Consider the following 21,150-nt stretch of genomic DNA (forward strand, 5'->3'; position numbering starts at 1 on the left):
ATGTGTACGCCGCGTCCATATCTGTGCGCAGAGTGTGGCGCAGACCACAGACCGCCCGAGGGCTCAGCCGCCGAGGGCCTCGACGGCCACCGTCGTCACCTCCGCCAGGAGGGCGTCGTCGGGCTCCGCCTCGGGGTCCTCGGTCCGGGTCAGGACCGCGAGCACCACCGGCTCGCGATCGGGCGGCCAGAGCAGGCCGATGTCGTTCCGGCCGCCGCGCCCCGAGGTGCCGGTCTTGTTGCCGACCGCCCAGCCGTCCGACACCCCGGCGCGGATGGTCCCGGGGCCGGTGACGCTGCCGCGCAGCGCCTCGACGAGGATCGCCCTGGCGTCGTCGTCGAGCACGTCGCCCAGGCCGTAGGCACGCAGGTCGTGGGCGAGCGCCCGGGCCGTGCTGGTGTCGCGCTCCTCCCCGGGGGCGACGTCGTTGAGCTCGGGCTCGTAGCGCGCAGGCTTCGTGGTCTCGTCGCCGATCGCGCGCAGCGCGTCCGCGAGGCCGGGCGGACCGCCCAGCGCGTCGAGGAGCAGGTTGCCCGCCGTGTTGTCGCTCTCCCGTATCGCTGCGTCGATGATCTGGTGCATCGTCATGCCCTCGCCGAGGTGCCGCTCCGCCACCGGCGAGTGCGCCTGGAGGTCGTCGGCGTCGTACATGACGACCTGCTCGAGCTCTTCAGGGCTGCTGCGCTCCAGCACAGCGGCCGCCGCCAGCGCCTTGAACGTCGAGGCGTACGCGAACCGGTCGTCCGCGCGGTGGGCCACCTCCGCGCCGTTGCCGGTGTCCACCGCGTACAGCCCCACCACCGCGTCGTACTTCTTCTCGAGGCGGCCGATCTCCGCGGCGACGTCCGGTCCGCCGGCCGGGTCGGCCACAGGCGACGGCGCGACCGTCTTCTCGCTCATGGTCGGGCCAGAGGGCGTCGGGCTCGCCGCGGGCTCGACGTCACCAGGCGTGCAGGCGGTCAGGACGAGTGCGGCCGAGGCGAACAGGAGCGCCGGCCGTCGCAGGTTCCGAGGCATGCGACCAGTCTGCTGCTCCCCGCCGCCGCCGTCAGTGCGAAAAAGCTGACGGCGGTCCAGGCACCCCCAGAGTGCCCGGACCGCCGTCGGTCATGTCCGCGGTCTCAGACCGTGGCCGGCTCGACCGCCTTCTGCCGGGAGCCGTTCGCTCGCCCGTCGGCGTTGTCGCCGGCGGAGTCGTTGTCGGAGTCGCTGTCGGCCGGGGCGCCGTGCGGGTCGTCCATGGCGCTCTCGTCGAACGGGAGGTCGCCCGCGAGCACCTGGGAAACCCGCTCGCGGTCGATCTCCTTGGTCCAGGTGCCGATGACCACCGTCGCGACGGCGTTGCCGGTGAAGTTGGTCAGGGCACGGGCCTCGGACATGAAGCGGTCGATGCCGACGATGATCCCCACGCCGTCGACCAGGTCGGGGCGGTAGGTCTGCAGACCGCCGGCGAGGGTCGCCAGACCCGCGCCGGTGACACCAGCGGCGCCCTTGGACGCGATGATCATGAAGGCGAGCATGCCGACCTGCTCGGGGATCGACAGCGGCGTCCCCATGGCGGAGGCGATGAACAGCGACGCCATGGTCAGGTAGATCGCGGTGCCGTCCAGGTTGAACGAGTACCCGGTCGGCACCGTGATGCCGACCACCGGCTTGGACACGCCGAGGTGCTCCATCTTGGAGATCAGGCGCGGCAGGGCCGCCTCGGACGAGGAGGTGCTGACGATCAGCAGGTACTCGCGCGCCAGGTACTTCATGAGCAGGAAGATGTTCACGCCGGACACGAGCCGCAGCACGGTGCCGAGCACGAGCACGATGAACAGGATGCAGGTCACGTAGAACCCGAGCATCAGCGTGCCGAGCTGGACGACGGCGCCCCAGCCGGTCTCGCCGACGACCGCCGCGATGGCGCCGAACGCGCCGACCGGCGCGACCCACAGGATCATCGTCAGGACCCGGAAGACGATCCCCTGGATCAGCCGGACCGCGTCGAGGGCGGGCTTGCCGCGAGCGCCGAGCTGCTGGATGGCGAACCCGACGAGCAGCGCCACGAACAGGGTCTGCAGCACGGACTCGCCGCTGAGCGGCGAGACGAGCGTGGTGGGGATGATGCCGAGCACGAACTCGGTGAGGGTCGACGCCTCGCCCTCCGCCTCGTAGGTGGTGCCGGCGATGGACAGGCCCTCGCCGGGGTGCAGCAGGTTGCCGACGACGAGGCCGATCACGAGCGCGAAGGTCGACATGGCGAGGAAGTAGAGGAGCGCGAGGCCGCCGACCCGGCCGACCGTCGCGGCCTTCGCGATGGATCCGATGCCCAGCACGATGGTGCAGAAGATCACCGGCGAGATCATCATCTTGATCAGGGACACGAACCCGGTGCCGAGCGGCTTCAGCGCCACTCCGGTGTCGGGGGACGCAAGGCCCACGATGACGCCGGCCACGACGGCGACGATCACCGCGATGTACAGGTAGTGACTCTTGTCGAGCCGGCGGCGCGGGGTGCTCCCGGTGCCGGCGGGCTTCGTTACCGCCATGGTTTTTCCTCTCACAACGCTGTGTGGTCAGCTGCAAGAGTGCTGGGAGGAACGGTGAATCCCGCCATTGCGTACATAGTGTTCTCACCTGGTCGGGCTCGGGGCTCCCGGGGGCCACAATGGGTCCGTGGCGCAGCGACGGGGTGCGAGTATCGCGAGGTGGTTCCTCGCGGTGCACACGACGCTGCTGTTCGTCGGCGCGATAGTCGTCTTCGGGCTCCTGGTGCTCGACGCCCGGTCCACGGCGCAGACGCACGCGGCGAAGGAGAGCACCGACCTCGCGGCCACGGTGGCCGCGGAGTCGCTGGTGATCGACACGGTCGCCGAGGCGCACGCGGACGCCGCCACCGACCGGGCGGGCTCGGTGGCCGAGGCGTCGGGCGTGCTGCAGCCGTATGCCGAACGGGTGATGGAGGCGACGGAGATCGACTACCTCACCGTCATGGACACCGACCGGACCCGGTACACCCACCGCAACGAGTGGCAGATCGGCCGCGCGTTCGTGGGCAGCACCGCTCCGGCCCTGCGCGGCAAGACGTTCACGGAGGTCTACGACGGCACGCTCGGCCCGTCGGTCCGCGCGGTCGTCCCGGTGCTGACGGCCGACGGCGAGGTCGTCGGCATGGTGTCGGCAGGGGTGACGCTCGACCGGCTGTGGGACAGCATCGTCCCGCGCCTGGTGATCGTCGGTATCGGGACGCTCCTGGCGTTCGGCGCGGGTGCCGTCGCCGCGGCACTGCTCGCGCGGCGCCTGGACCGGATCACGGAGAGCAAGGGCCCGGACGAGCTGGCCCATCTCTTCACCGCGCACGAGGCGGTGCTGCACTCGGTGGAGGAGGGCATGCTGCTCGTCGAGGACGGCACGGTGGTGCTCGCCAACGACGAGGCGCTGCGCCTGCTCGGCGTGCCCGACCTCGCCGCCCCGTTCGCCGTCGCCGATCCCCGGCTGTCCCCCGCCGTCCGCGACGTGCTCTGCGGCGGCACGCCGGAAGGGCCGGTCCGGGTGGGCGACCGGGTGCTGCTGGTGGGCCGCGACACCGCGGCGGCGTCGGGCCGGAACGTCGGCGAGGTCATCTCCCTGCGCGACCGCACGGAGCTGCAGCGGATCACCGGCGAGCTGTCGTCGGTACGCACCATCTCGGACGCGCTGCGCGCCCAGACCCACGACTTCAGCAACCGCCTGCACACCATCGCCACCCTCATCGAGCTGGGCCGCAGCGACGAGGCGCTGCGCTTCGTCGCGAGCGAGCGCGACCTCGGCCAGCGGCTCACGGACCGCGTGGTGCAGGCGATCGAGGAGCCCGTCATCGCCGCGCTCGTGCTGGGCAAGGCGGCGCAGGCGCGCGAACGGGCGGTGGAGATGCACTTCGAGACGCACCTCGCACCGGGTACGCACTGGCTGGAGCCGGTCGACGTCGTCACGATCCTGGGCAACCTGATCGACAACGCCATAGACGCCGCGGCGGCCCGCGCCCTGGACGACACCACGGAGCCGGCCCCCGAGGCGTGGGTCGAGGTGTACCTCGCCAACGGCGACGACGGTTCGCTGGTCTTCCAGGTCTCCGACAGCGGGAGCGGGATCGCCGACGCGGACCGCGACCGCATCTTCGAGCGCGGCTGGAGCACCAAGGACACGACGGCGGGCGGGCGGGGCTACGGGCTCGCGCTCGTGCGCCAGGTGGTGGAGAGCCTCGGCGGCGACATCGAGGTCTCGCAGGGCACTGGCACCAGCACCGGCACGAGCGCCGGGGCGGTCTTCACGGTCACGCTGCCCCGTCCGGCCGCCGTCGCGCCGCGGGTACGGGCGACGGGCACCGCCGGGGCACAGGTGGGCGGCGCATGATCCGGGTACTGGTGGTGGAGGACGACCACCGCACGGCGGAGGCGCACGGCGAGTACGTGCGCCGGGTCGAGGGCTTCGAGCTGGCCGGCGTGGTGCACACCGCGAGCGAGACCGTGCGCGCGCTGCGCGACGCCCAGGCCACGGGCGAGGAGGTGCACCTGCTCCTGCTCGACATGAACCTGCCGGACCTGCACGGCCTGGTCCTGTGCCGGCAGCTGCGCGCGGCGGGCCTCGTCGTGGACGTCATCGCGGTGACGGCGGCCCGCGAGCTCGAGACGGTGCGCGAGGCGGTCGCCATCGGCGTCGTGCAGTACCTGATCAAGCCGTTCGTGTTCGGGCTGTTCGCCGAGAAGCTCGGCGCGTACCGCAAGTACTTCGAGCAGATGCGCTCGCCGGTCTCCACGCTCAGCCAGCGTGAGGTGGACACGGCGTTCGCGGCACTGCGGACCTCCAACGCCGCGGGGCTGCCGAAGGGGCTGTCGCAGGACACCCTGGACGCGGTGTCCGACCTGCTGGCCCGGCGGCCCGGCGCGCTGTCGGCGAGCGAGGTGGCGGACGAGCTCCACCTCGCGCGCATCACCGCACGTCGCTACCTGGAGTTCCTCGCCGACGCCGGTGTCGCGTCCCGGGCGCCCCGGTACGGGGCACGCGGGCGGCCCGAGCTCGAGTACGCCCGGGAGCGCCCGGCCTGAGCCGGCCGGGCGCCGCCCCGGGCGCTGCTCAGCGGCCGATCGCCGCCGTCAGCCGGTCGAGGTAGTCCTGCTCGCCCTCGCTGACCGCGAGGCGCTTGCTGAAGAAGCCGCCCTCCTTCGACTTGGTGGCCTTGACGACCTCCGTGGCGATCCGGAGCAGCCAGTCGCCGTACGCGACGAGGTCCTCGCGGTCCGCCCGCTCCCGCAGCACCGCTATCGAGGCCGCGGTCAGCTCGACGGCCTTCGCCGTGTCGCGCTCCGGGTCCGGGCGCGGGTCCTCCGGCACGGCGACGCCCTCCGGCGTGCCCACCTTGGCGGCCGGGGACTGCTCGGCCGCCTCCTCCTCGTCCTTGATCCTGTCCCGCAGCGCGAGCGCCACCGACTGGATGAAGTCGTTCTCGTGCTGCTGCGCCTCCCGGAACACCTTGGCGCCGGTAGCGGTCTCCCGGATGAACCGGATCGCTCCGGGCCGGCCGTCCGCCAGGGTGGCACCCTTCAGCACCGCGCCGGGGGCGTCCAGGATCTGGCCCAGCTCGTCGTCGCTGAAGTCGGACAGATTCGTCATGCGCACGCTCTCTTGTCTGCTGGTCTGTGTCTGCTGTGTCCGTTTCTGGGAACCCGCACAACCTACTGGCTGTGGACGTCGTCCGGCAGCGAGGCGCGGTACCGGCCGGCCAGCTCGCGGGTCGCCGCCACCAGCTCGGGCGGACCCTCCACCTCGAACGGCACGTCGAAGGCGCCGAACCGCGCGGCCAGACCGCCCCACGACCACGAACCCAGTCCCACGCGGCAGCGAGGCTCGCCGTCGACGTCCGGCAGGGGTTCGCACAGGCCCTGGCCGCCCACCCACTGAGCGATGTCGGTGGCCCGTGCGTGGAGCACCGCCTCGCCGTGGATCGGTGACGGCGACCCGCTGATCCGGGAGCCGACGAAGGTCGCCACGTCCCCGCCGGGCACCTCCCGGAACGTGAACCGCGGCCCGGTCCCGGTGCGGAGCCGCATCCGGTCCACCCGGAACATGCGCCAGTCGTCGCGGTCGAGGTCGAACGCCACGAGGTACCAGCGCCCGTCGGACGTCACGAGGTGGTGCGGCTCGACCCGGCGCGGGGGCCGGAACGCGTTGTCCCCCTCACCGATCGCGGCCATCGTGCCGCCCTCGTAGTCGAAGCGCACCACCTCGCGGGCCTGGCACGCCGAGCCCAGGGAGAGGAGCAGGTCGGGGTCGACCACCGGCTCGGCATCCCCGGCCGCTCCGGCCCGCCGACGCCGCACGGTGGTCACCTCCAGCGCGTCCAGCCGGGCCCGGAGCCGCGCGGGCATGACCTGCCGGATGGTGGCCAGGGCCCTCATCGCTCCCTCCTCGGCCCCGGGGATGGTTCCGGTGCGGAGCGCGATCGCGACGGCGACCGCCTGGTCGTCGTCGAAGAGCAGCGGCGGGAGCTCGGCGCCCGCGTCCAGGCGGTAGCCGCCGTCCGGCCCCTTGGTGGCGTTGACGGGGTAGCCCAGCTCGCGCAGGCGGTCGACGTCGCGCCGCACGGTGCGCGGACTCACGTTCAGCCGGTCGGCCAGGAGCGCACCCGGCCAGTCCCGGCGGGCCTGGAGGAGCGACAGGAGGGCGAGGAGGCGTCCGGAGGTCTCGAGCATGAGTTCAGCATCGCACGGGGTAGAGGTCAGAACCTGACCGCTACTACCGAGAGAGTGGGACACGTAGCCAGGCAGGAAGAACCAGACCGCACGCCAGAGAGCAAGAAGGAGACATCGTGATCCGCACCCAAGCGCTCACCAAGGACTTCGTGGTGAGCCGTACTCGCACAGTGCACGCCGTGCGCGGCATCTCGCTCGACGTCGAGCCCGGCGAGCTGGTGGCCGTGCTCGGCCCCAACGGCGCGGGCAAGACCACCACGCTGCGCATGCTGACGACGCTCATCCCGCCGACGTCGGGCACCGCACAGGTCGCCGGGTACGACGTCGCCACCCGGCCCGACCGCGTCCGCGCCGCCATCGGCTACGTCGGTCAGGGCGGTGCCGGCGGGGCGTCCCAGCTCGTCCGCGACGAGCTGGTCACCCAGGGCGAGATCTACGGCCTGGACCGGCGGACGGCCCGGAGCCGCGCCGCGGAGCTGGTCGAGGCCCTGGACCTGACCGAGCAGGCGGACCGCAAGATCGAGAGCCTGTCGGGCGGGCAGAAGCGCCGCCTCGACGTGGCCGTCGGTCTGGTCCACCAGCCGTCGCTGCTGTTCCTCGACGAGCCGTCGACGGGCCTGGACCCGCACAACCGCGCGAACCTGTGGGAGCACATCCTCCGCATGCGCACCGCTGCGGCCGAGCCCATGACCATCGTGCTCACCACGCACTATCTCGACGAGGCGGACACGTTCGCCGAGCGCGTGATCGTGGTGGACCACGGGCAGGTCATCGCTGACGCGACCGCCGACGCGCTGAAGGCCGAGCTCGCGGGCGACCTCGTCACCCTCGGTGTGGCGGCCGAGCACGCGGCGGCGCTGGCCGCCATCGCGGAGCGGGCGCCCGGCACACGTTCGGTACGGGTCGAGGCCGGCGCGGCGGGCGGGGCGAGGACGGTCGAGATCCGCACCGCCGACGGACCCGGTGCCACACCGGGTCTGCTCCGCGCGGCGGACGCCGCTGGCGTCTCGGTCAGCCGCGTGGACGTCACACGGCCCACGCTCGACGACGTCTTCCTGAACCTCACCGGCCGCAGCCTCCGGGAGAGCTCGACGGGCGAGCCCGCCGACACCCCGCTGGCCGAGACCGTCGAAACCACCCCCTCGGCCAGCATCAACAAGAAGGAGGTCCTGGCATGAGCGCCGCGACCCTGACCCCCGGCACCACCGCCTCCGGCACCGCCCGGCCGCTCCCCCGCCGCAGCTTCCTGCGCGACACCCGGATCGTGCTGGTCCGCGAGCTCCAGCCCGTGGTGCGCGACCCGTTCTCGCTGGTCTTCGGCCTCGTGCAGCCGCTGGTCTTCCTCGGGCTGTTCGGACCGCTCCTTGCCGGGTCGGCCGGTGAGGCGCTCGGCGGCGACGTCTGGCTGTGGTTCGTGCCCGCCGTGCTGGCGATGACCACGCTGTTCGGCACGTCGGTGACGGGCTCCAACCTCCAGCTCGACCTCTCGTCGGGCGTGCACGAGCGCATGCTCGTCACCCCGCTGTCCCGCCCGGCGCAGCTCGTGGGGCGGGCCCTGAAGGAGATGGTGCCGATCGTCGTCCAGTCGGCGATCGTCGTGCTGGTCATGCTGCCGTTCGGCCTGCGCCCGGACGGACTCGGGACGGTGCTCACGCTGGTACAGCTCGCGGTGCTCGGCATCGGCGTCGGCTCGCTGTCATACGCGCTGGCGCTCGCGGTGCGCAAGCAGGAGTGGATGTTCTGGGTCGTGCAGCAGACGTTCCTGTTCCCGGTCATGATGCTGTCGGGGATGCTGCTGCCCCTGGAGAACGGCCCGGCGTGGATGCGGGCGGCGTCGGCCCTGAACCCGCTGCGCTACGTCGTCGACTCGGGCCGGGCCGCCTTCGCCGGCGACCTCCTGTCCTCGACGGTCGCCTGGGGCTGGGTGGCTGCGCTCGCGACGGCCGCGCTGGGCCTGGTGGTGGGCGTCCGCGCGATGATCCGCTCGGCGGACTGAGCGCACGGGGCGGGTGTTCCGGCACGGACAATGGGTGACCGTGACCGACAGCCAGGACGCCCGCCCCGCCACAGATCCGCACGCCGCCCGGCTGCGCCGGACCGTGGCCGTCGTCGCGGCGCTCAACCTCGCCTACTTCTTCGTCGAGTTCTCCGTGGCGCTCGCCGCCGGATCGGTCTCGCTGCTGGCCGACAGCGTCGACTTCCTCGAGGACACGGCGATCAACGTGCTCATCCTCGTCGCGCTCAGCTGGCCGCTGGCGCGGCGGGCGGTGATGGGCAAGGCCATGGCGCTGATCATCCTGGTCCCGGCCGCGGTGGCGGCCTGGGAGGCGGCGCAGCGGTTCGCGGGTCCGACGGCGCCCGACGTCGTGCCGCTCGTCCTGGCCTCCCTCGGGGCGATCGCCGTCAACGGGACCAGCGCCTGGCTGCTGGCCCGGGTGCACCACGGCGGCGGCGCGCTCGGGCGCGCGGCGTTCCTCTCCGCCCGGAACGACGTGCTGGTCAACGTCGCGGTGATCGCCATGGGCCTGGTCACCGTCCGGACCGGCTCCGGGTGGCCCGACCTGGTCCTCGGCTGCGCGATCATCCTGCTGGCGCTGCACGCGGCGCACGAGGTGTGGGAGGTCAGCGAGGAGGAACGCCTGGCCGCGAAGGCCCTGAACGGCGAAAAGATCGACTGACCCACCCATCCCCCACCCCCGTCCCGCTGAGTGCTGGATATTTGTTCTGCTGAATCGGTTTCGGAGGACAGATACCCAGCACTCAACGGGCGGCGGGCGGGAGGATGGGGGCATGTTCACCAGCATCGATGCCTCGATCGACCTGCGGGTCGCCGCCTATGCCGTCATCACCGACAACGAGGGCCGCATGCTCCTGCCCCACTGGAGCGAGCACGCGCACAGCGGCTGGACCATGCCCGGCGGCGGCCTCGACCCGGGCGAGGACCCCGCCGACGCGGCCGTCCGGGAGGTCTTCGAGGAGACCGGCTACCACGTCGAGCTGGACGGCCTGCTCGGCGTCGACAGCTTCGTGATCCCTGCGGCAGAACGCGTGCGCCCGTCGGAACGCCCCGTGCAGGCCCTGCGGATCGTGTACCGCGCGCACATCATCGGCGGCGAGCTGCGCGTCGAGGAGGACGGCTCCACCGACGGCGTCGCCTGGCACACGCCCGAGGAGATCGACGCGCTGGACCGAGTCCCGCTGGTCGACCTGTCCCGCCGCTGGGCGGGCCTCATCAGCTAGGCGGCCTGCCCGTCAGGGCCGGGCCGACGGCGGGAACCCCGTCCAGCGCAGGTCCTGCGGGAGGTGACCCATGTCGTTGAACAGCACCACCCCCGGCGGCAGGCTCTCCCGGTACTCGATGACCGTCAGCGCCGTGTTGCCGCTGTTCAGCCCGAGCCACCGGGCGGGCGGCGCGTCCAGCGCGTGCCGCAGCAGCCAGGCCACCTGGAACGCGTGGGTCACCAGCACCTCGTGCGTCTCGGACTCGGCGGGCCTCGCGAACCGGTCGACGAGCGCCGCGGCGAGCCGCTCCCCCGGGGCGCGCTCGGCGTCGTCGAACCCGTCGAAGAACCCGGCCCAGGCCGGCGGCAGGTCGGCGGCGGCGGGGACGTACGGGACGTGGTCGACGAGCTCAGCGGCCTCCGCGACGGGAACGCCCGGCAGGTGCTCGCCGATCACCCGTGCGCTCGCCGCCGCCCGGGGCAGCGGCGAGTGCCAGACGGCGTCGACCGGCAGCCCGGCGAGCCGCTCGCCCAGGAGGCCTGCCTGCCGACGCCCGACGTCGGTGAGCTCGCCGAACGCGTCCGCCGCGCCGTGCCTGGCCAGGTAGAGATGTCTGGTCGCCATGCGCACGAACCTATCGCCCGGCCGATGCTGTCACGCGTCCCGCTGGATCCCGAGGGTCGAGATCAGGTCCTCGTGCAGCTCCATCCACACGACGTGGCACGACTCGATGCCGGTCCCGGCCACCCACTCGCCGCGCCCGGACCGGGCGTGCGCGAGCGCCGTGGAGAAGCGCTCGTCGTACCCCTCGAACCGCGCGAGCCGCGAGCTCAGCTCACGCACCAGCGGGGCCAGCTCGTCGTCCAGCGCCTCGAGCTCCGCGAGCACCGCCGCGTCCCACGCCGGGTCGGTGTGGGTGTTCACGCTGAGCCGGTCGCCGTCCTCCGGGCGCAGCTGCCAGTCCGTGCATGCCTGCAGCAGGCGAGCGTTCAGCGGCCCGAACGCCTCGTGCACCTGCTCGACGACGGGTCGGCCGCCCGAGTCGGCGAGCTCCTCGGCCAGCCGGCGGTCGTCCTCGGCCCGGCCACGGTCGGTCATGGACCAGCCCGCGGTGGCGCCGAACGCGGCCTTCCTGATCCAGCCGTAGGCCTCGTCGTCGAGCAGCGTCTCGCGGGTGTCCGCCTCGTCGAGGCCGAACCGCACGGCGACGGCGTCGTCGTCGGCCATGCCCTGGATCCGGACCGAGTGGAGGACGAGCAGCTCGGGCTGAGAGGATCGGCCGAGCACCGGGTTGTGCGTCATATTTTTCACCGTGCATCCTCCTGGTGGCCGATGTCAACGCAGGCAGGTACGCCCAGGGAGGAAGACATGTCGGACAGTTCCGCCCCCACGACCATCACGGGGACACCGGGTAGCCCGGGGCGCGCGTCCGGCCCGGCACGCGTGGTGCACGGCCCTGACGACTTCGGGCGGGTCCTGCCTGGCGACGTCCTCGTGTGCCGGTTCACGGAGCCGGCCTGGACCGCCCTGTTCGGCGTCGTCGCCGCCGTCGTCACCGAGACCGGCGGCGTGCTCTCGCACGCGGCGATAGTGGCCCGCGAGTACGGCATCCCGGCGGTGCTCGCGGTCCCCGGTGCCATGACCACCCTGCGCGACGGCGCCACCGTCACCGTCGACGGCGGGGCCGGGCGAGTCACCGCCGCCTGACTCGCCGCCGCGCACAGCAGACCGGAACGGGCGCCGTCCAGGGGAGCCCTACCCATGGGCAGCGCATACCGGACGTGCCAGCCTTCCAGCGTCAGACCAAGAGTCGGACCACCTGGATGGAGAGCACCATGTCAGTCACCTCCCCGTTCCGCCGAACCACCTCCCTCGGACGTACCAGGCGCTGGGCGCTCGCCGCCCTGGCCGCGTTCACACTCGTCACCGCACCCGCGGCAGCGGCGGCACCGGCGGCATCCGACGCCGGCCTGCTCGCGACCGCGCACAAGTCACCGTTCAGCTGCGGCAAGACCTTCTACGCCAACAACTGGAGCGGTGGCCACAACCCCAACGGCTCCATCGACTGGCAGAGCTACGCCGGCGACGCCATCAACGGCGAGACCGTCCGGGCCACCGCCGCAGGCACCGCGACCTTCGACGACGAGGGCAGCACCAGCTACGGCAAGTGGGTGCAGATCGTGCACGGCGACGGCACCCGCACCCGCTACGCGCACCTGGCCACGATGGTCCGCAACCCCGGCCAGACCATGTCGGTCAGCCAGGGCACGGTCATCGGGACGGTCGGGTCCACCGGCGGCTCGGAGGCACCGCACCTGCACTACGAGCAGCGCAACTCGTCCGGCGTCGTCGACACCACCCCGACCGTGGAGGGCGTGACCGTCTCCGTCGGCCAGAAGAAGGCGGTCACGAGCACCAGCGCATGCGGCGGCGCGACCAACCCGTACACCCCCACCGAGGTCTGTGGCAGCGGCTTCTCGGTGATCGACCAGGCAGCGCTCGGCACCGTCGGCCGGACCTACCTGCTGTACAACTCCGGCACCGGCGCCAACTGCGTGGCCACCCTGAAGTCGACGAACCTCGGCACACCGAGCGCGGTATCGGCCTTCCTGGAGCCGGAGGGCTCGTCACGCACCACCGACTCCGGCAGCTACTCGTACTACGCGGGCCCGGTCAAGCGGTCCGCACCCGGCACCTGCGTCAAGTGGGGCGGCTCGGTGGGCAGCACCAGCTACACCAGCCCGTTCGAGCACTGCGACTGATCCTTGCGCCCGCTCCGCCCGCACCGACCCTTCCGCCTGCGCAGGGCGCGCGTCAGCCCTGCGCAGGCGGCTGGATCAGGTCCCACGGCATGCCGTACAGGTCCTCGAAGACCGCCACCGTCCCGTAGACCTCGTGGCGGGGCTCCTCGCGGAAGCGCACGCCGGCCGCCGTCATCCGCGCGTGCTGCGCGGCGAAGTCGTCGGTCTCCAGGAAGAACGCGACCTTCCCGCCGGCCTGCCGCCCGACGGCGCCCGCAGCGTCAACGGAGTCCGTCACGGCGAGCACGAACCCGGTCCCGCCGTCCACCGGGCCGACGACGACCCGGCGTCGGCCGGACTCGTTGGTCGCGTCCTCCCGGACGGCGAACCCGAGGGCGTCGACGAAGAACGTGATCGCCTCGTCGTGGTCGAGGACGAGGTAGGTGACATCGGAGAGTCGCAGCACCCGAAGATCCTAGGCCGTGCCGCACCCCAGGCCCCGCGCACGCCCCTATAGTCGGTGGTGCGAACCATCTGTGGCCACGACAGTCGTCTGCCGGGAAGGCACCCACCATGAGCTTCACGCACCCCACTGGCACCCGCGGCGCCAAGCAGCCCGGCCGCTCGTTCCGCTGGATGAACCGGCTGATCATGGGCCGCGCCCGGCGCACCGAGGGAAAGACCATGGGGATGAACCTCCTGGTCCTGACCACCGTCGGCCGCAAGAGCGGGCAGGAGCGCCAGACGCCGCTCGCGTGGTTCCCGGGCCCCGACGGCAGCTGGCTCGTCGTCGCGTCGGCCAACGGCGCACCGGCCAACCCCGCCTGGTACCTCAACCTCGCCGCCCACCCCGACCAGGTGACCGTCGAGCAGGCCGGCCGCAAGGTGGCCGTGACCGCCGAGGAGCTGCAGGGTGCCGAGCGCGAGCAGGCCTGGCAGCAGATCAAGGCCGCGGCGGACAACTTCCGCAAGTACGAGCAGACCACTGACCGGAAGCTCCCCGTCATCAAGCTGACGCCCACCACCTGAACCGTGTCCGGCCCGACCGTGGTTGACTCGCGCGCGTGACATCACAGGATGCGGTCCGGCTCGCGAAGCTCCCGTGCGAGCTCTTCCGTTTCGAGGGCGACGGGAACACCGTGTCGCTCCGCCTCGACTCGCTGGACCACCGGCACGACGGCACCGCCGTTCAGGCACGGGGCACGTTCGAGATCGACTGCGGGAGCCTGTCCGCCGGGCGAGGCGTCCGGGGCATTCTGCCGACCTTCGTCAGCAGCGAGGACGTGGACGCCTGGCAGAAGGTGCTCGACTCACTGGACATGGGATACGACGTCGCCTGGCGCGAGAACCTGAGGGCGGACGAGGTGCACCTCCGCTGGGAGGGCGACGACCTCCTCATCGTCTCCGTCCGCGACCGGATGGGCCTGCTCACCGAGGTGACGACCGCCGTGCCGGTGTCCGACGAGTGGTTCGACGACGCCTATCACCGCCTCGAGCGGGTCTATGAGGTGTTCGAGCGCCGGTCACCGCCGCGGTCGGAAGTGTCGAACGCATGACGCACGCCGTCACCATCTCCGGGCTCGGTCGGCTGAGCTCTCCGGCCGCCCCAGGACACTCCCAGCCTTCCCTCGGGCGCGCTCCAGCAGTGCGACCTACGTTCGGGCCATGACGTCGCCCGGCACAGAATCCAGCACCGAACCCACACCCGAGGCCCCCGAGCCGCACGACCTCGGGCTCTCCCACGACCTGCCCACCCTCTTGAACCGGCGGCACGCCATCGGCCTGCTGAGCGTCGGCGGTCTGGTGGCGGCGCTCGCCGCATGCGCCCCCACCTCCGGCGTGAACGGCGACGCATCCACCGGAGCGCCGACCGGCGGCCCGTCGTCGGGCGACCGTGGCGACAGCCAGGCCGACGTCGGCTCCGGCGAGATCCCCGAGGAGACGGGCGGCCCCTTCCCCGCCGACGGCACCAACGGCCCCAACATCCTGACGACGACGGGCGTGGTGCGCAGCGACATCACCACCAGCTTCGGCGACTCGTCCGGCACCGCGGAAGGCATCCCGCTCACCTTCTCGCTGACGGTCGTGGACGTCTCCGGCGAGGGCGACGCCGGCACCCCCGTCGCGGGCGCCGCCGTCTACGCGTGGCACTGCGACCGCGAGGGCAGGTACTCGATGTACGACATCACGGACCAGAACTACCTGCGCGGGGTCCAGGAGGCCGACGCCGACGGCACGGTCACCTTCACGTCGATCTTCCCCGCCTGCTACCCGGGCCGCTGGCCGCACATCCACTTCGAGGTCTACCCCTCGCTGGAGGACGCCACCAGCGCCACGAACCGGATGCGCACGTCGCAGCTCGCCCTCCCCCAGGCCGTCAGCGAGGCCGTGTACGCGACGGCGGGCTACGAGCAGAGCGTCGCGAACCTGCAGGGCGTGACCCTCGACTCCGACATGGTGTTCTCGGACGGGTTCGCGCTGCAGATGGCGAAGACGTCGGGCTCGGTGGGCCAGGGCTACACGGCCACGCTCCGTGTGCCCGTGTGAGTGCCGGTGCGCCCGGGTGGATGTCGGTGTGCCTGGGTAGTGTCGGAGGCATGACGCACGCTGCCACCACGTCCCCGGTCACCACAGCCCTCCAGACCGCGGACTGGCGGCGGCGCGTCTTCGCGCTGTACGCCGATGTCCGTGCCCGCGCCGTGGTGAACCCGGCGGCCGCGCACGCAGGGTGGGTCGCGGCCCGGGACGAGCTCTTCGCGACCCATCCGGCGTCGCCCATCCTGCCCGAGGACAAGCCCGGCTTCACCGGCCTGTCCGTCACCCCGTACGACCCGGCCTGGCGCCTGACCGCCCCGGTGGTGCCCGCCGAGCCCGGGCCAGACGGCGCCCCGCGCCGCCTCGACGTCCCCACCGGTACCGACGGCGTCGTACCGTTCGAGCTGCTCGGTACGGTCGCCCTCCGGCACGAGACCCTCGGTGACCTCGGCACGCTCGACGTCTGGCGCCTCGCCTCGTACGGCGGCGGCCTGTTCGTGCCGATCAAGGACGCCCTCGCCGGGCCACCCGGCGGCACCTACGGCGGCGGCCGCTACCTCCTGGACACGATCAAGGGTGCCTGGCTCGGCCACGCCGGCGGGTCCGACGGCGGCGCGGGCGGCGGGCCGGACGACGACGGCGTCGGCGACCTGGTGCTCGACCTCAACTTCGCCTACAACCCGTCCTGCGCCTACGACCCGGCGTGGACGTGCCCGCTCGCACAGCCGGGCAACACGCTCGACGTCGAGGTCCCGGTCGGTGAGCGTACCGTTAGCGCCCGATGAACACCATCGACATCACACCGCCCCCTGCCGGCTCACCCTCGTCGGCGTACGGCGTCCACTCCGAGGTCGGCCGCCTGCGCAAGGTCCTGGTCTGCGCGCCGGGCCTGGCACACCAGCGCCTCACCCCGTCCAACTCGGCGGGCCTGCTGTTCGACGACGTCCTGTGGGTGGAACGCGCCCAGCAGGACCACGCCGACTTCGTGAGCGAGCTGCGCAGCCGCGACGTCGACGTCGTCGAGCTGCACGCCCTGCTCGCCGAGACGCTGCGCGTACCCGGCGCGCGCGACTGGCTCCTGGACCGCAAGATCGTCCCGGAGATCGTGGGCAACGGCCTGGTCGACGCGACGCGGGAGTACCTGGAGTCGCTGCCCGAGCACGAGCTGGCCCGGTACCTCATCGGCGGCCTCGCGGTCGCCGACGTGCCCGAGCTGCCGCCGGGCTTCCGCGCCCTCGCGGACATGAGCCCGGACGCCCGCGAGTACCTCATGCCGCCGCTGCCGAACACCCTCTTCACGCGGGACACGACCTGCTGGATCTACGGCGGCCTCACGCTCAACCCGCTGTACTGGCAGGCCCGCCGCGACGAGACCCTGCTCATGAAGGCGGTCTACGCGTTCCACCCCGACTTCGTCGGCAGCCGCGTGTGGTGGGGCGACCCCGAGACCAGCCACGGCGAGGCGACGTTCGAGGGCGGCGACATCATGCCGATCGGCAACGGCACGGTCCTCATGGGCATGAGCGAGCGCACCTCGCGCCAGGCGATCACGCAGGTCGCGGCGTCGCTGTTCGAGCAGGGCGCGGCCGAGCAGATAGTGGTGGCCGGCATGCCGCGCCTGCGCGCGGCCATGCACCTGGACACGGTCATGACGTTCGTCGACGTCGACACCGTCACCGTCTACCCGCGGATCGTCGACCGGGTGCACCCGTTCGTGCTGCGCCCGGACTCCGGACCGCTCGGCGTGTCCGTCACGGACGCCGGTGGGTCGTCCTTCCTCGACGTCGTGGGTCAGGCGTCCGGGCTGGGCGAGCTGCGGGTCATCGAGACCGGGGGCGACGTCTACGAGTCGGAGCGCCAGCAGTGGGACAGCGGCAACAACTCCGTCGCCGTCGAGCCGGGCGTTGTGTTCACCTACGACCGCAACACCACCACCAACGACCTCCTGCGCAAGGCGGGCGTCGAGGTCATCGAGATCGCGGGCGGCGAGCTGGGCCGCGGCCGAGGCGGCGGCCACTGCATGACGTGCCCGATCATCCGGGAGCCCGTGAGCTGGTAGGTACGACACGCCGTGCTGCGGCGCCACGCCGAAGACTTGATGCATCCTTGGGTTGCAGTTCCGGAAAAGCCATAGACGCTACCAAGTCCTCGTTGTACCTTTCTTCACACACGGACTCGCGCCGTGGCGGCAGGTCATGTGCCTTTGCTACCTGCCGGGGTATCAGCTCAAGCCAAATTCATACGGTCAGATCAGAACGAGACGGAAGGACGAAACCCACGATGGCCCGCATCAGCATCGCGCTCCAGGCCTCAGGCCTGTGCAAGGTCAGTGCGACCACCGCTTCGTCCTACCCGACCACCGCGACGCACCTGCGAGACGGCCGTGAGGCCATACGAGGCGCCATACGCCGCTGATCCGGTTCTGCCGGACCAGCGAACGTGAGCCGCCTCGGGATGCCTTTTCCCGGGCGGCTCTTGTCGTCCCGGGGGCAGTTGGAAGAACGGCACGAGACAACAGCACCACCGACGATCACGAGAAGAACGAGAAGAACGAGAACGACAAGCTCACCGGAAGGAGCAGGCCCGTGGCCGACGTCCTAGTCCTCAATGCCGGCTACGAGCCGCTGCACCGGGTATCGGTCCGGCACGCCATCCACATGCTCGTGCGCGAGGTCGCGGTAGTGGAGGAGGCGGTCGACGGCCGCTCCTTCGGGCCGTTCCCCTTACCGCGCGTGCTACGGCTGGTCCGGTACGTCACGATGCGGTGGCTCTACAAGTCGGACGGGGCGCCAGCCTGCACCAAGCTGGGCGTCAAGCGGCGCGACGGCATCTGCGCCTACTGCGGCGGTCCTGCCGAGACGGTGGACCACATCCTGCCGCGGTCGCGCGGGGGCCCCTCGACGTGGATGAACCTCGTGGCCGCCTGCTACGAGTGCAACTCGCTCAAGGCGGACCGTACGCCGGCCGAGGCCGGCATGGTCCTCTACGTGACGCCACACGTCCCGCGGGCGGAGTACGCGCGCGCCATCCGGCACCGGGCAGCCCGAGCGGCGTAGCCCGGGCACGGTGAGGTAGGCAAAGGGTCAGGTGATCGGCAACTGCGAAGTGCCGATCACCTGACCCTTTGCTCGTGTGTCAGGGGGTCGTGTCTCAGGAGGCCAGCGCGGCGGCCAGGAGCTCAAGGGTCTGCGCCCGGCCGGGCGTCGCGTCCAGTGGCTCGTCGGCCCGCGACCCGGCGACCGGGACGAGCATGACCTCCTCGACGCCGTGCCGTTCGGCCAGGCCGCGCACCTCGGCGGCCACGTGCTCGGCGTCGCCGATCAGCCAGCGCTCCCGCATCGCCTCGATCGACTGGGCGAGCAGCCCGCCGGCGGGCTCGTCGGCGGTGGCGCGCACCGCGTCCTCGACCGTCTCCAGCGGGCCCAGCTTCTGACCCGACCGCAGCCTCGCCATCTGCCGCAGCTGCGGCAGGGCGCGGTCGCGCGCCTCGTCCGACGTCGGCGCGACCACCGCGTTGGACGTGATGAACGTGCGCGGCTCCGGATGCTCCTCGGACGGCCGGTAGCCGTCCCGGTACAGGGCGAGGATCTGGTCCATGCCCTGGCCGGAGAAGTGGTTGGCGAACACGTAGGGCAGGCCGAGCTCGGCGGCGAGCCGCGCGGAGTAGTCGCTGGAGCCCAGCAGCCACACGGTCGGGACGCTCCCGGCGGCGGGCGTGGCCCGCACGTCGTAGATGTCGCCGGAGACCAGGCGCAGGCGGGCGCCGTCGGGCCCCATCAGGCTCAGGATGTCGGTGACGTGCTGCGGGAACCGGTCGACGTCCGCCGTCGGTCCCGTGGCGCGCAGCAGGGACGTGACCACGGGGTCGCTGCCCGGGGCGCGGCCGATGCCGAGGTCGATCCGGCCGGGCGCGATGGCCTCCAGCGCCGCGAACTGCTCGGCGACCACGAGCGGGGCGTGGTTCGGCAGCATCACACCGCCCGACCCGACCCTGATCCGGGAGGTGCGTGCGGCCGCTGCGGCGATCATGACCGGCGGCGACGAGGCCGCGACGGCTGCCATGTTGTGGTGCTCCGCGAACCAGTAGCGCTCGTAACCGAGGCGGTCGGCGAGCGCCACCAGCTCGAGGGACGCCGACAGGGCCTGGGCGCTGGTCTGGCCCGAACGGACGGGCACGAGGTCAAGGACGGACAAGCGTGGCTGGGTATTCATCGCCTCTGTCAACCGTCAGGGGGTCCGGCGTGTTCCGGAGCGGGGCGCCGTATTCGCCAGCGGCGGGCTCGCGCGCCGCGCGCATCTATCACCCGCGGGATCGTCGCGGTATCGCCGAAGGTCATGGCGCCCACCCCCTTGGGCCTGACATGATCGCGAGGTGTCTGTTGATGTGCGCCCCGCGACCGACGACGACGTCGATGCCGTGGTCGACCTATTCCGTCAGTACCTCAGGTTCTACGACCAGGAGGTGCCCGACGCCGAAGCGCGCGCCTATCTGACCGCCCGCCGCGACGCGGGCGACTGCGTGCTCCTGATCGCCGTGCTGAGGCCGGAGGGCGCGGGGCCGGAGGGCGCGAGGCCGGAGGGCTCGGCCGCCGAAGAGGTGGTCGGCTTCACCCAGAGCTACCCCACCTGGTCGTCCGTGAGCCTGAGCCGCTCCTGGGTCCTCAACGACCTGTTCGTCGCTCCCGACGCCCGCGGGACGGGCGCGGCCCGTGCTCTCGTGCGGGAGACGTGTCGCCGGGCCAAGGAGGCCGGCGCCATCCGGGTCTCCCTGGCCACGGCGTGGGACAACGTCGCGGCACAGGGTCTGTACGAGTCCGAGGGCTTCGTCCGCGACCAGCACTTCCACCACTACGCGTACGTGACGGGCGCCTGACCGCCGGATCGGCGCGCCGTCCCCCGCTCCACCGCTCTCACCTGCTTCAATGCCCTGGCTCGGCCCTGCCACCAGGGACTTCGGCCTGCCCGGCCGGGTGCCGGCGGGCCCGCTGCCACATCTATCTGTCGATTCGGGGAGACCCGGGAACTGGAGCGCACACCACCATGATGGGAGGCCACCACGCCGCGTCGGGAGCCGCGGCCTGGATCGCTGTGACCGCCTCGACGCCGATCGCCTTCGGCTGGTACCCCGTGTCGGACGCGAGCGTGTTCACCGGAGCCCTCGTCTGCGCGGGCGCGGCGCTGCTGCCCGACGCCGACCATCACTCCGGCACCATCGCGAACTCGCTGAAGCCCGTGTCGAACGTGGTGGTCAAGGGCATCGAGGCGGTGTCGGGCGGGCACCGCAAGGGCACCCACTCGATCCTCGGCGTCGCCGTGTTCACGGCGATCGCCTGGGCGCTGAGCTTCCTGAGCATCGACACGGGCACCGCGGAGTTCGGGGCGATCCTGATCGGCCCGGGCATCATGTGCGTGCTGCTCGTCGCCTTCGCCCTGAAGGCGCTGAAGATCACGCGCGACACGAAGATCTTCCCGTGGACGATGTCGGTGACGCTGGCGGTCCTCATCGCGATCTTCGCGCCCGAGGAGTGGTACTGGATGCCGTTCAGCGTGGCGCTCGGCTGCGTCGTGCACATCCTGGGCGACCTGATCACGACCGCCGGGGTGCCGCTGCTGTGGCCGCTGAAGTTCCGCTCCCCGTACTGGATGCGCAACAAGCGCGGCATCGAGCTCGACTGGATGTGGCGCACCGGCGGCAACCTCTCGATCCCGATCCTCGGCAGCGCCGGGTCGGTGCGCGAGTGGATCCTGCTCATCCCGATGTCGCTGTACGCGGTCGTCGGCATCGTCTGGGCGCTGCTGGACCAGATGGGCTTCGACACCATGGCCGTCTGGTACGACCTCGTGGCACTCTTCCCCGCCTGACCCCGAAGCAGGACCGCGAGGTAGAGCGCCTGTCCGAGTGAGTGACGGGCAGGCGGTGGACCAGGCGGTCCAGGGTA

At 71.9% G+C, this 21,150-nt stretch carries 24 protein-coding genes; 16 read left to right on the forward strand and 8 right to left on the reverse strand.

Annotated features, from left to right (window positions below):
• Positions 1 to 63: 63 nt before the first annotated feature.
• The gene (bla, locus tag AB0I32_RS12340) at positions 64 to 1,017 is read right to left on the reverse strand and encodes a class A beta-lactamase (protein WP_357506245.1); all 954 of its coding nucleotides are present in this window, start codon (positions 1,015 to 1,017) and stop codon (positions 64 to 66) included.
• Between the two features lie 104 nt (positions 1,018 to 1,121).
• The gene (locus AB0I32_RS12345) at positions 1,122 to 2,534 is read right to left on the reverse strand and encodes a cation:dicarboxylase symporter family transporter (protein ID WP_357506247.1); all 1,413 of its coding nucleotides are present in this window, start codon (positions 2,532 to 2,534) and stop codon (positions 1,122 to 1,124) included.
• A 127-nt stretch (positions 2,535 to 2,661) separates the two neighbouring features.
• Between AB0I32_RS12345 and AB0I32_RS12350 the strand changes: the two genes are divergently transcribed.
• Positions 2,662 to 4,377, forward strand: coding sequence for an ATP-binding protein (locus tag AB0I32_RS12350; protein WP_357506249.1), 1,716 nt, complete (start codon positions 2,662 to 2,664; stop codon positions 4,375 to 4,377).
• A complete protein-coding gene (locus AB0I32_RS12355) occupies positions 4,374 to 5,069 on the forward strand; it encodes a response regulator (protein WP_116675017.1) in 696 nt (231 codons plus the stop codon). Before AB0I32_RS12350 ends, AB0I32_RS12355 begins: the two co-directional genes overlap by 4 nt.
• Before the next feature lie 28 nt (positions 5,070 to 5,097).
• On the opposite strand, the gene AB0I32_RS12360 is transcribed toward AB0I32_RS12355, so the two are convergent.
• Positions 5,098 to 5,634, reverse strand: a complete 537-nt coding sequence (locus AB0I32_RS12360; RefSeq protein WP_357506251.1) for a hypothetical protein — start codon at positions 5,632 to 5,634, stop codon at positions 5,098 to 5,100.
• Positions 5,635 to 5,696: 62 nt separating this feature from the next.
• A complete protein-coding gene (locus AB0I32_RS12365; RefSeq protein WP_357506253.1) occupies positions 5,697 to 6,713 on the reverse strand; it encodes a WYL domain-containing protein in 1,017 nt (338 codons plus the stop codon).
• A 116-nt stretch (positions 6,714 to 6,829) separates the two neighbouring features.
• Here AB0I32_RS12365 and AB0I32_RS12370 point away from each other — a divergent pair, with 116 nt between their 5' ends.
• From AB0I32_RS12370 to AB0I32_RS12385, 4 genes are all read left to right on the forward strand, one after another.
• Entirely contained in the window at positions 6,830 to 7,891 is a 1,062-nt protein-coding gene (locus AB0I32_RS12370) for an ATP-binding cassette domain-containing protein (protein ID WP_357506255.1), read from the forward strand.
• Positions 7,888 to 8,709 carry an ABC transporter permease gene (locus AB0I32_RS12375; protein ID WP_357506257.1) on the forward strand — a complete coding sequence of 274 codons (822 nt, stop codon included), beginning with the start codon at positions 7,888 to 7,890 and terminating at the stop codon, positions 8,707 to 8,709. Before AB0I32_RS12370 ends, AB0I32_RS12375 begins: the two co-directional genes overlap by 4 nt.
• A 40-nt stretch (positions 8,710 to 8,749) precedes the next feature.
• Entirely contained in the window at positions 8,750 to 9,391 is a 642-nt protein-coding gene (locus AB0I32_RS12380) for a cation transporter (protein ID WP_357506259.1), read from the forward strand.
• A 112-nt stretch (positions 9,392 to 9,503) separates the two neighbouring features.
• Positions 9,504 to 9,953 (forward strand): NUDIX domain-containing protein, encoded by a 450-nt coding sequence (locus AB0I32_RS12385; protein WP_357506261.1) that lies wholly within the window; start codon positions 9,504 to 9,506, stop codon positions 9,951 to 9,953.
• 12 nt (positions 9,954 to 9,965) lie between these two features.
• Here the strand turns inward: AB0I32_RS12385 and AB0I32_RS12390 are convergent, their stop codons facing one another.
• Both AB0I32_RS12390 and AB0I32_RS12395 read right to left on the reverse strand, forming a co-directional pair.
• Positions 9,966 to 10,559: a histidine phosphatase family protein gene (locus tag AB0I32_RS12390; protein WP_357506263.1), complete on the reverse strand. Its 594-nt coding sequence runs from the start codon at positions 10,557 to 10,559 to the stop codon at positions 9,966 to 9,968.
• 30 nt (positions 10,560 to 10,589) lie between these two features.
• On the reverse strand, positions 10,590 to 11,237 hold the full coding sequence (locus AB0I32_RS12395; RefSeq protein ID WP_357506265.1) for a transcriptional regulator: 648 nt from the start codon (positions 11,235 to 11,237) through the stop codon (positions 10,590 to 10,592).
• Positions 11,238 to 11,303: 66 nt separating this feature from the next.
• On the opposite strand from AB0I32_RS12395, the gene AB0I32_RS12400 reads away from it, so the two are divergent.
• Positions 11,304 to 11,642: a PEP-utilizing enzyme gene (locus AB0I32_RS12400; protein ID WP_357506267.1), complete on the forward strand. Its 339-nt coding sequence runs from the start codon at positions 11,304 to 11,306 to the stop codon at positions 11,640 to 11,642.
• 128 nt (positions 11,643 to 11,770) lie between these two features.
• Positions 11,771 to 12,697 (forward strand): M23 family metallopeptidase, encoded by a 927-nt coding sequence (locus tag AB0I32_RS12405; protein ID WP_357506269.1) that lies wholly within the window; start codon positions 11,771 to 11,773, stop codon positions 12,695 to 12,697.
• Between the two features lie 52 nt (positions 12,698 to 12,749).
• Here the strand turns inward: AB0I32_RS12405 and AB0I32_RS12410 are convergent, their stop codons facing one another.
• Positions 12,750 to 13,142 (reverse strand): VOC family protein, encoded by a 393-nt coding sequence (locus AB0I32_RS12410; protein ID WP_357506271.1) that lies wholly within the window; start codon positions 13,140 to 13,142, stop codon positions 12,750 to 12,752.
• A gap of 107 nt (positions 13,143 to 13,249) precedes the next feature.
• On the opposite strand from AB0I32_RS12410, the gene AB0I32_RS12415 reads away from it, so the two are divergent.
• The 6 genes from AB0I32_RS12415 to AB0I32_RS12440 all read left to right on the forward strand — a co-directional run bounded on the left by AB0I32_RS12415 (position 13,250) and on the right by AB0I32_RS12440 (position 18,267).
• Entirely contained in the window at positions 13,250 to 13,705 is a 456-nt protein-coding gene (locus AB0I32_RS12415) for a nitroreductase/quinone reductase family protein (protein WP_357506273.1), read from the forward strand.
• 35 nt (positions 13,706 to 13,740) lie between these two features.
• Entirely contained in the window at positions 13,741 to 14,232 is a 492-nt protein-coding gene (locus AB0I32_RS12420) for a DUF5959 family protein (RefSeq protein ID WP_357506275.1), read from the forward strand.
• 109 nt (positions 14,233 to 14,341) lie between these two features.
• On the forward strand, positions 14,342 to 15,223 hold the full coding sequence (locus AB0I32_RS12425; protein WP_357506277.1) for an intradiol ring-cleavage dioxygenase: 882 nt from the start codon (positions 14,342 to 14,344) through the stop codon (positions 15,221 to 15,223).
• Between the two features lie 50 nt (positions 15,224 to 15,273).
• Positions 15,274 to 15,996: a DUF1684 domain-containing protein gene (locus tag AB0I32_RS12430; protein ID WP_357506279.1), complete on the forward strand. Its 723-nt coding sequence runs from the start codon at positions 15,274 to 15,276 to the stop codon at positions 15,994 to 15,996.
• On the forward strand, positions 15,993 to 17,270 hold the full coding sequence (locus AB0I32_RS12435; RefSeq protein ID WP_357506281.1) for an arginine deiminase: 1,278 nt from the start codon (positions 15,993 to 15,995) through the stop codon (positions 17,268 to 17,270). Before AB0I32_RS12430 ends, AB0I32_RS12435 begins: the two co-directional genes overlap by 4 nt.
• Before the next feature lie 526 nt (positions 17,271 to 17,796).
• Entirely contained in the window at positions 17,797 to 18,267 is a 471-nt protein-coding gene (locus tag AB0I32_RS12440) for an HNH endonuclease (RefSeq protein WP_357506283.1), read from the forward strand.
• A gap of 94 nt (positions 18,268 to 18,361) precedes the next feature.
• Here AB0I32_RS12440 and AB0I32_RS12445 read toward each other — a convergent pair whose 3' ends face one another.
• Positions 18,362 to 19,423: an LLM class flavin-dependent oxidoreductase gene (locus tag AB0I32_RS12445; protein WP_357506285.1), complete on the reverse strand. Its 1,062-nt coding sequence runs from the start codon at positions 19,421 to 19,423 to the stop codon at positions 18,362 to 18,364.
• 160 nt (positions 19,424 to 19,583) lie between these two features.
• Between AB0I32_RS12445 and AB0I32_RS12450 the strand changes: the two genes are divergently transcribed.
• On the forward strand, positions 19,584 to 20,084 hold the full coding sequence (locus AB0I32_RS12450) for a GNAT family N-acetyltransferase (RefSeq protein ID WP_357506287.1): 501 nt from the start codon (positions 19,584 to 19,586) through the stop codon (positions 20,082 to 20,084).
• 167 nt (positions 20,085 to 20,251) lie between these two features.
• A complete protein-coding gene (locus tag AB0I32_RS12455; protein WP_357506289.1) occupies positions 20,252 to 21,073 on the forward strand; it encodes a metal-dependent hydrolase in 822 nt (273 codons plus the stop codon).
• Positions 21,074 to 21,150: the final 77 nt, after the last annotated feature.

This window comes from Promicromonospora sp. NPDC050249 (assembly GCF_040656015.1).
GTDB lineage: Bacteria > Actinomycetota > Actinomycetes > Actinomycetales > Cellulomonadaceae > Promicromonospora.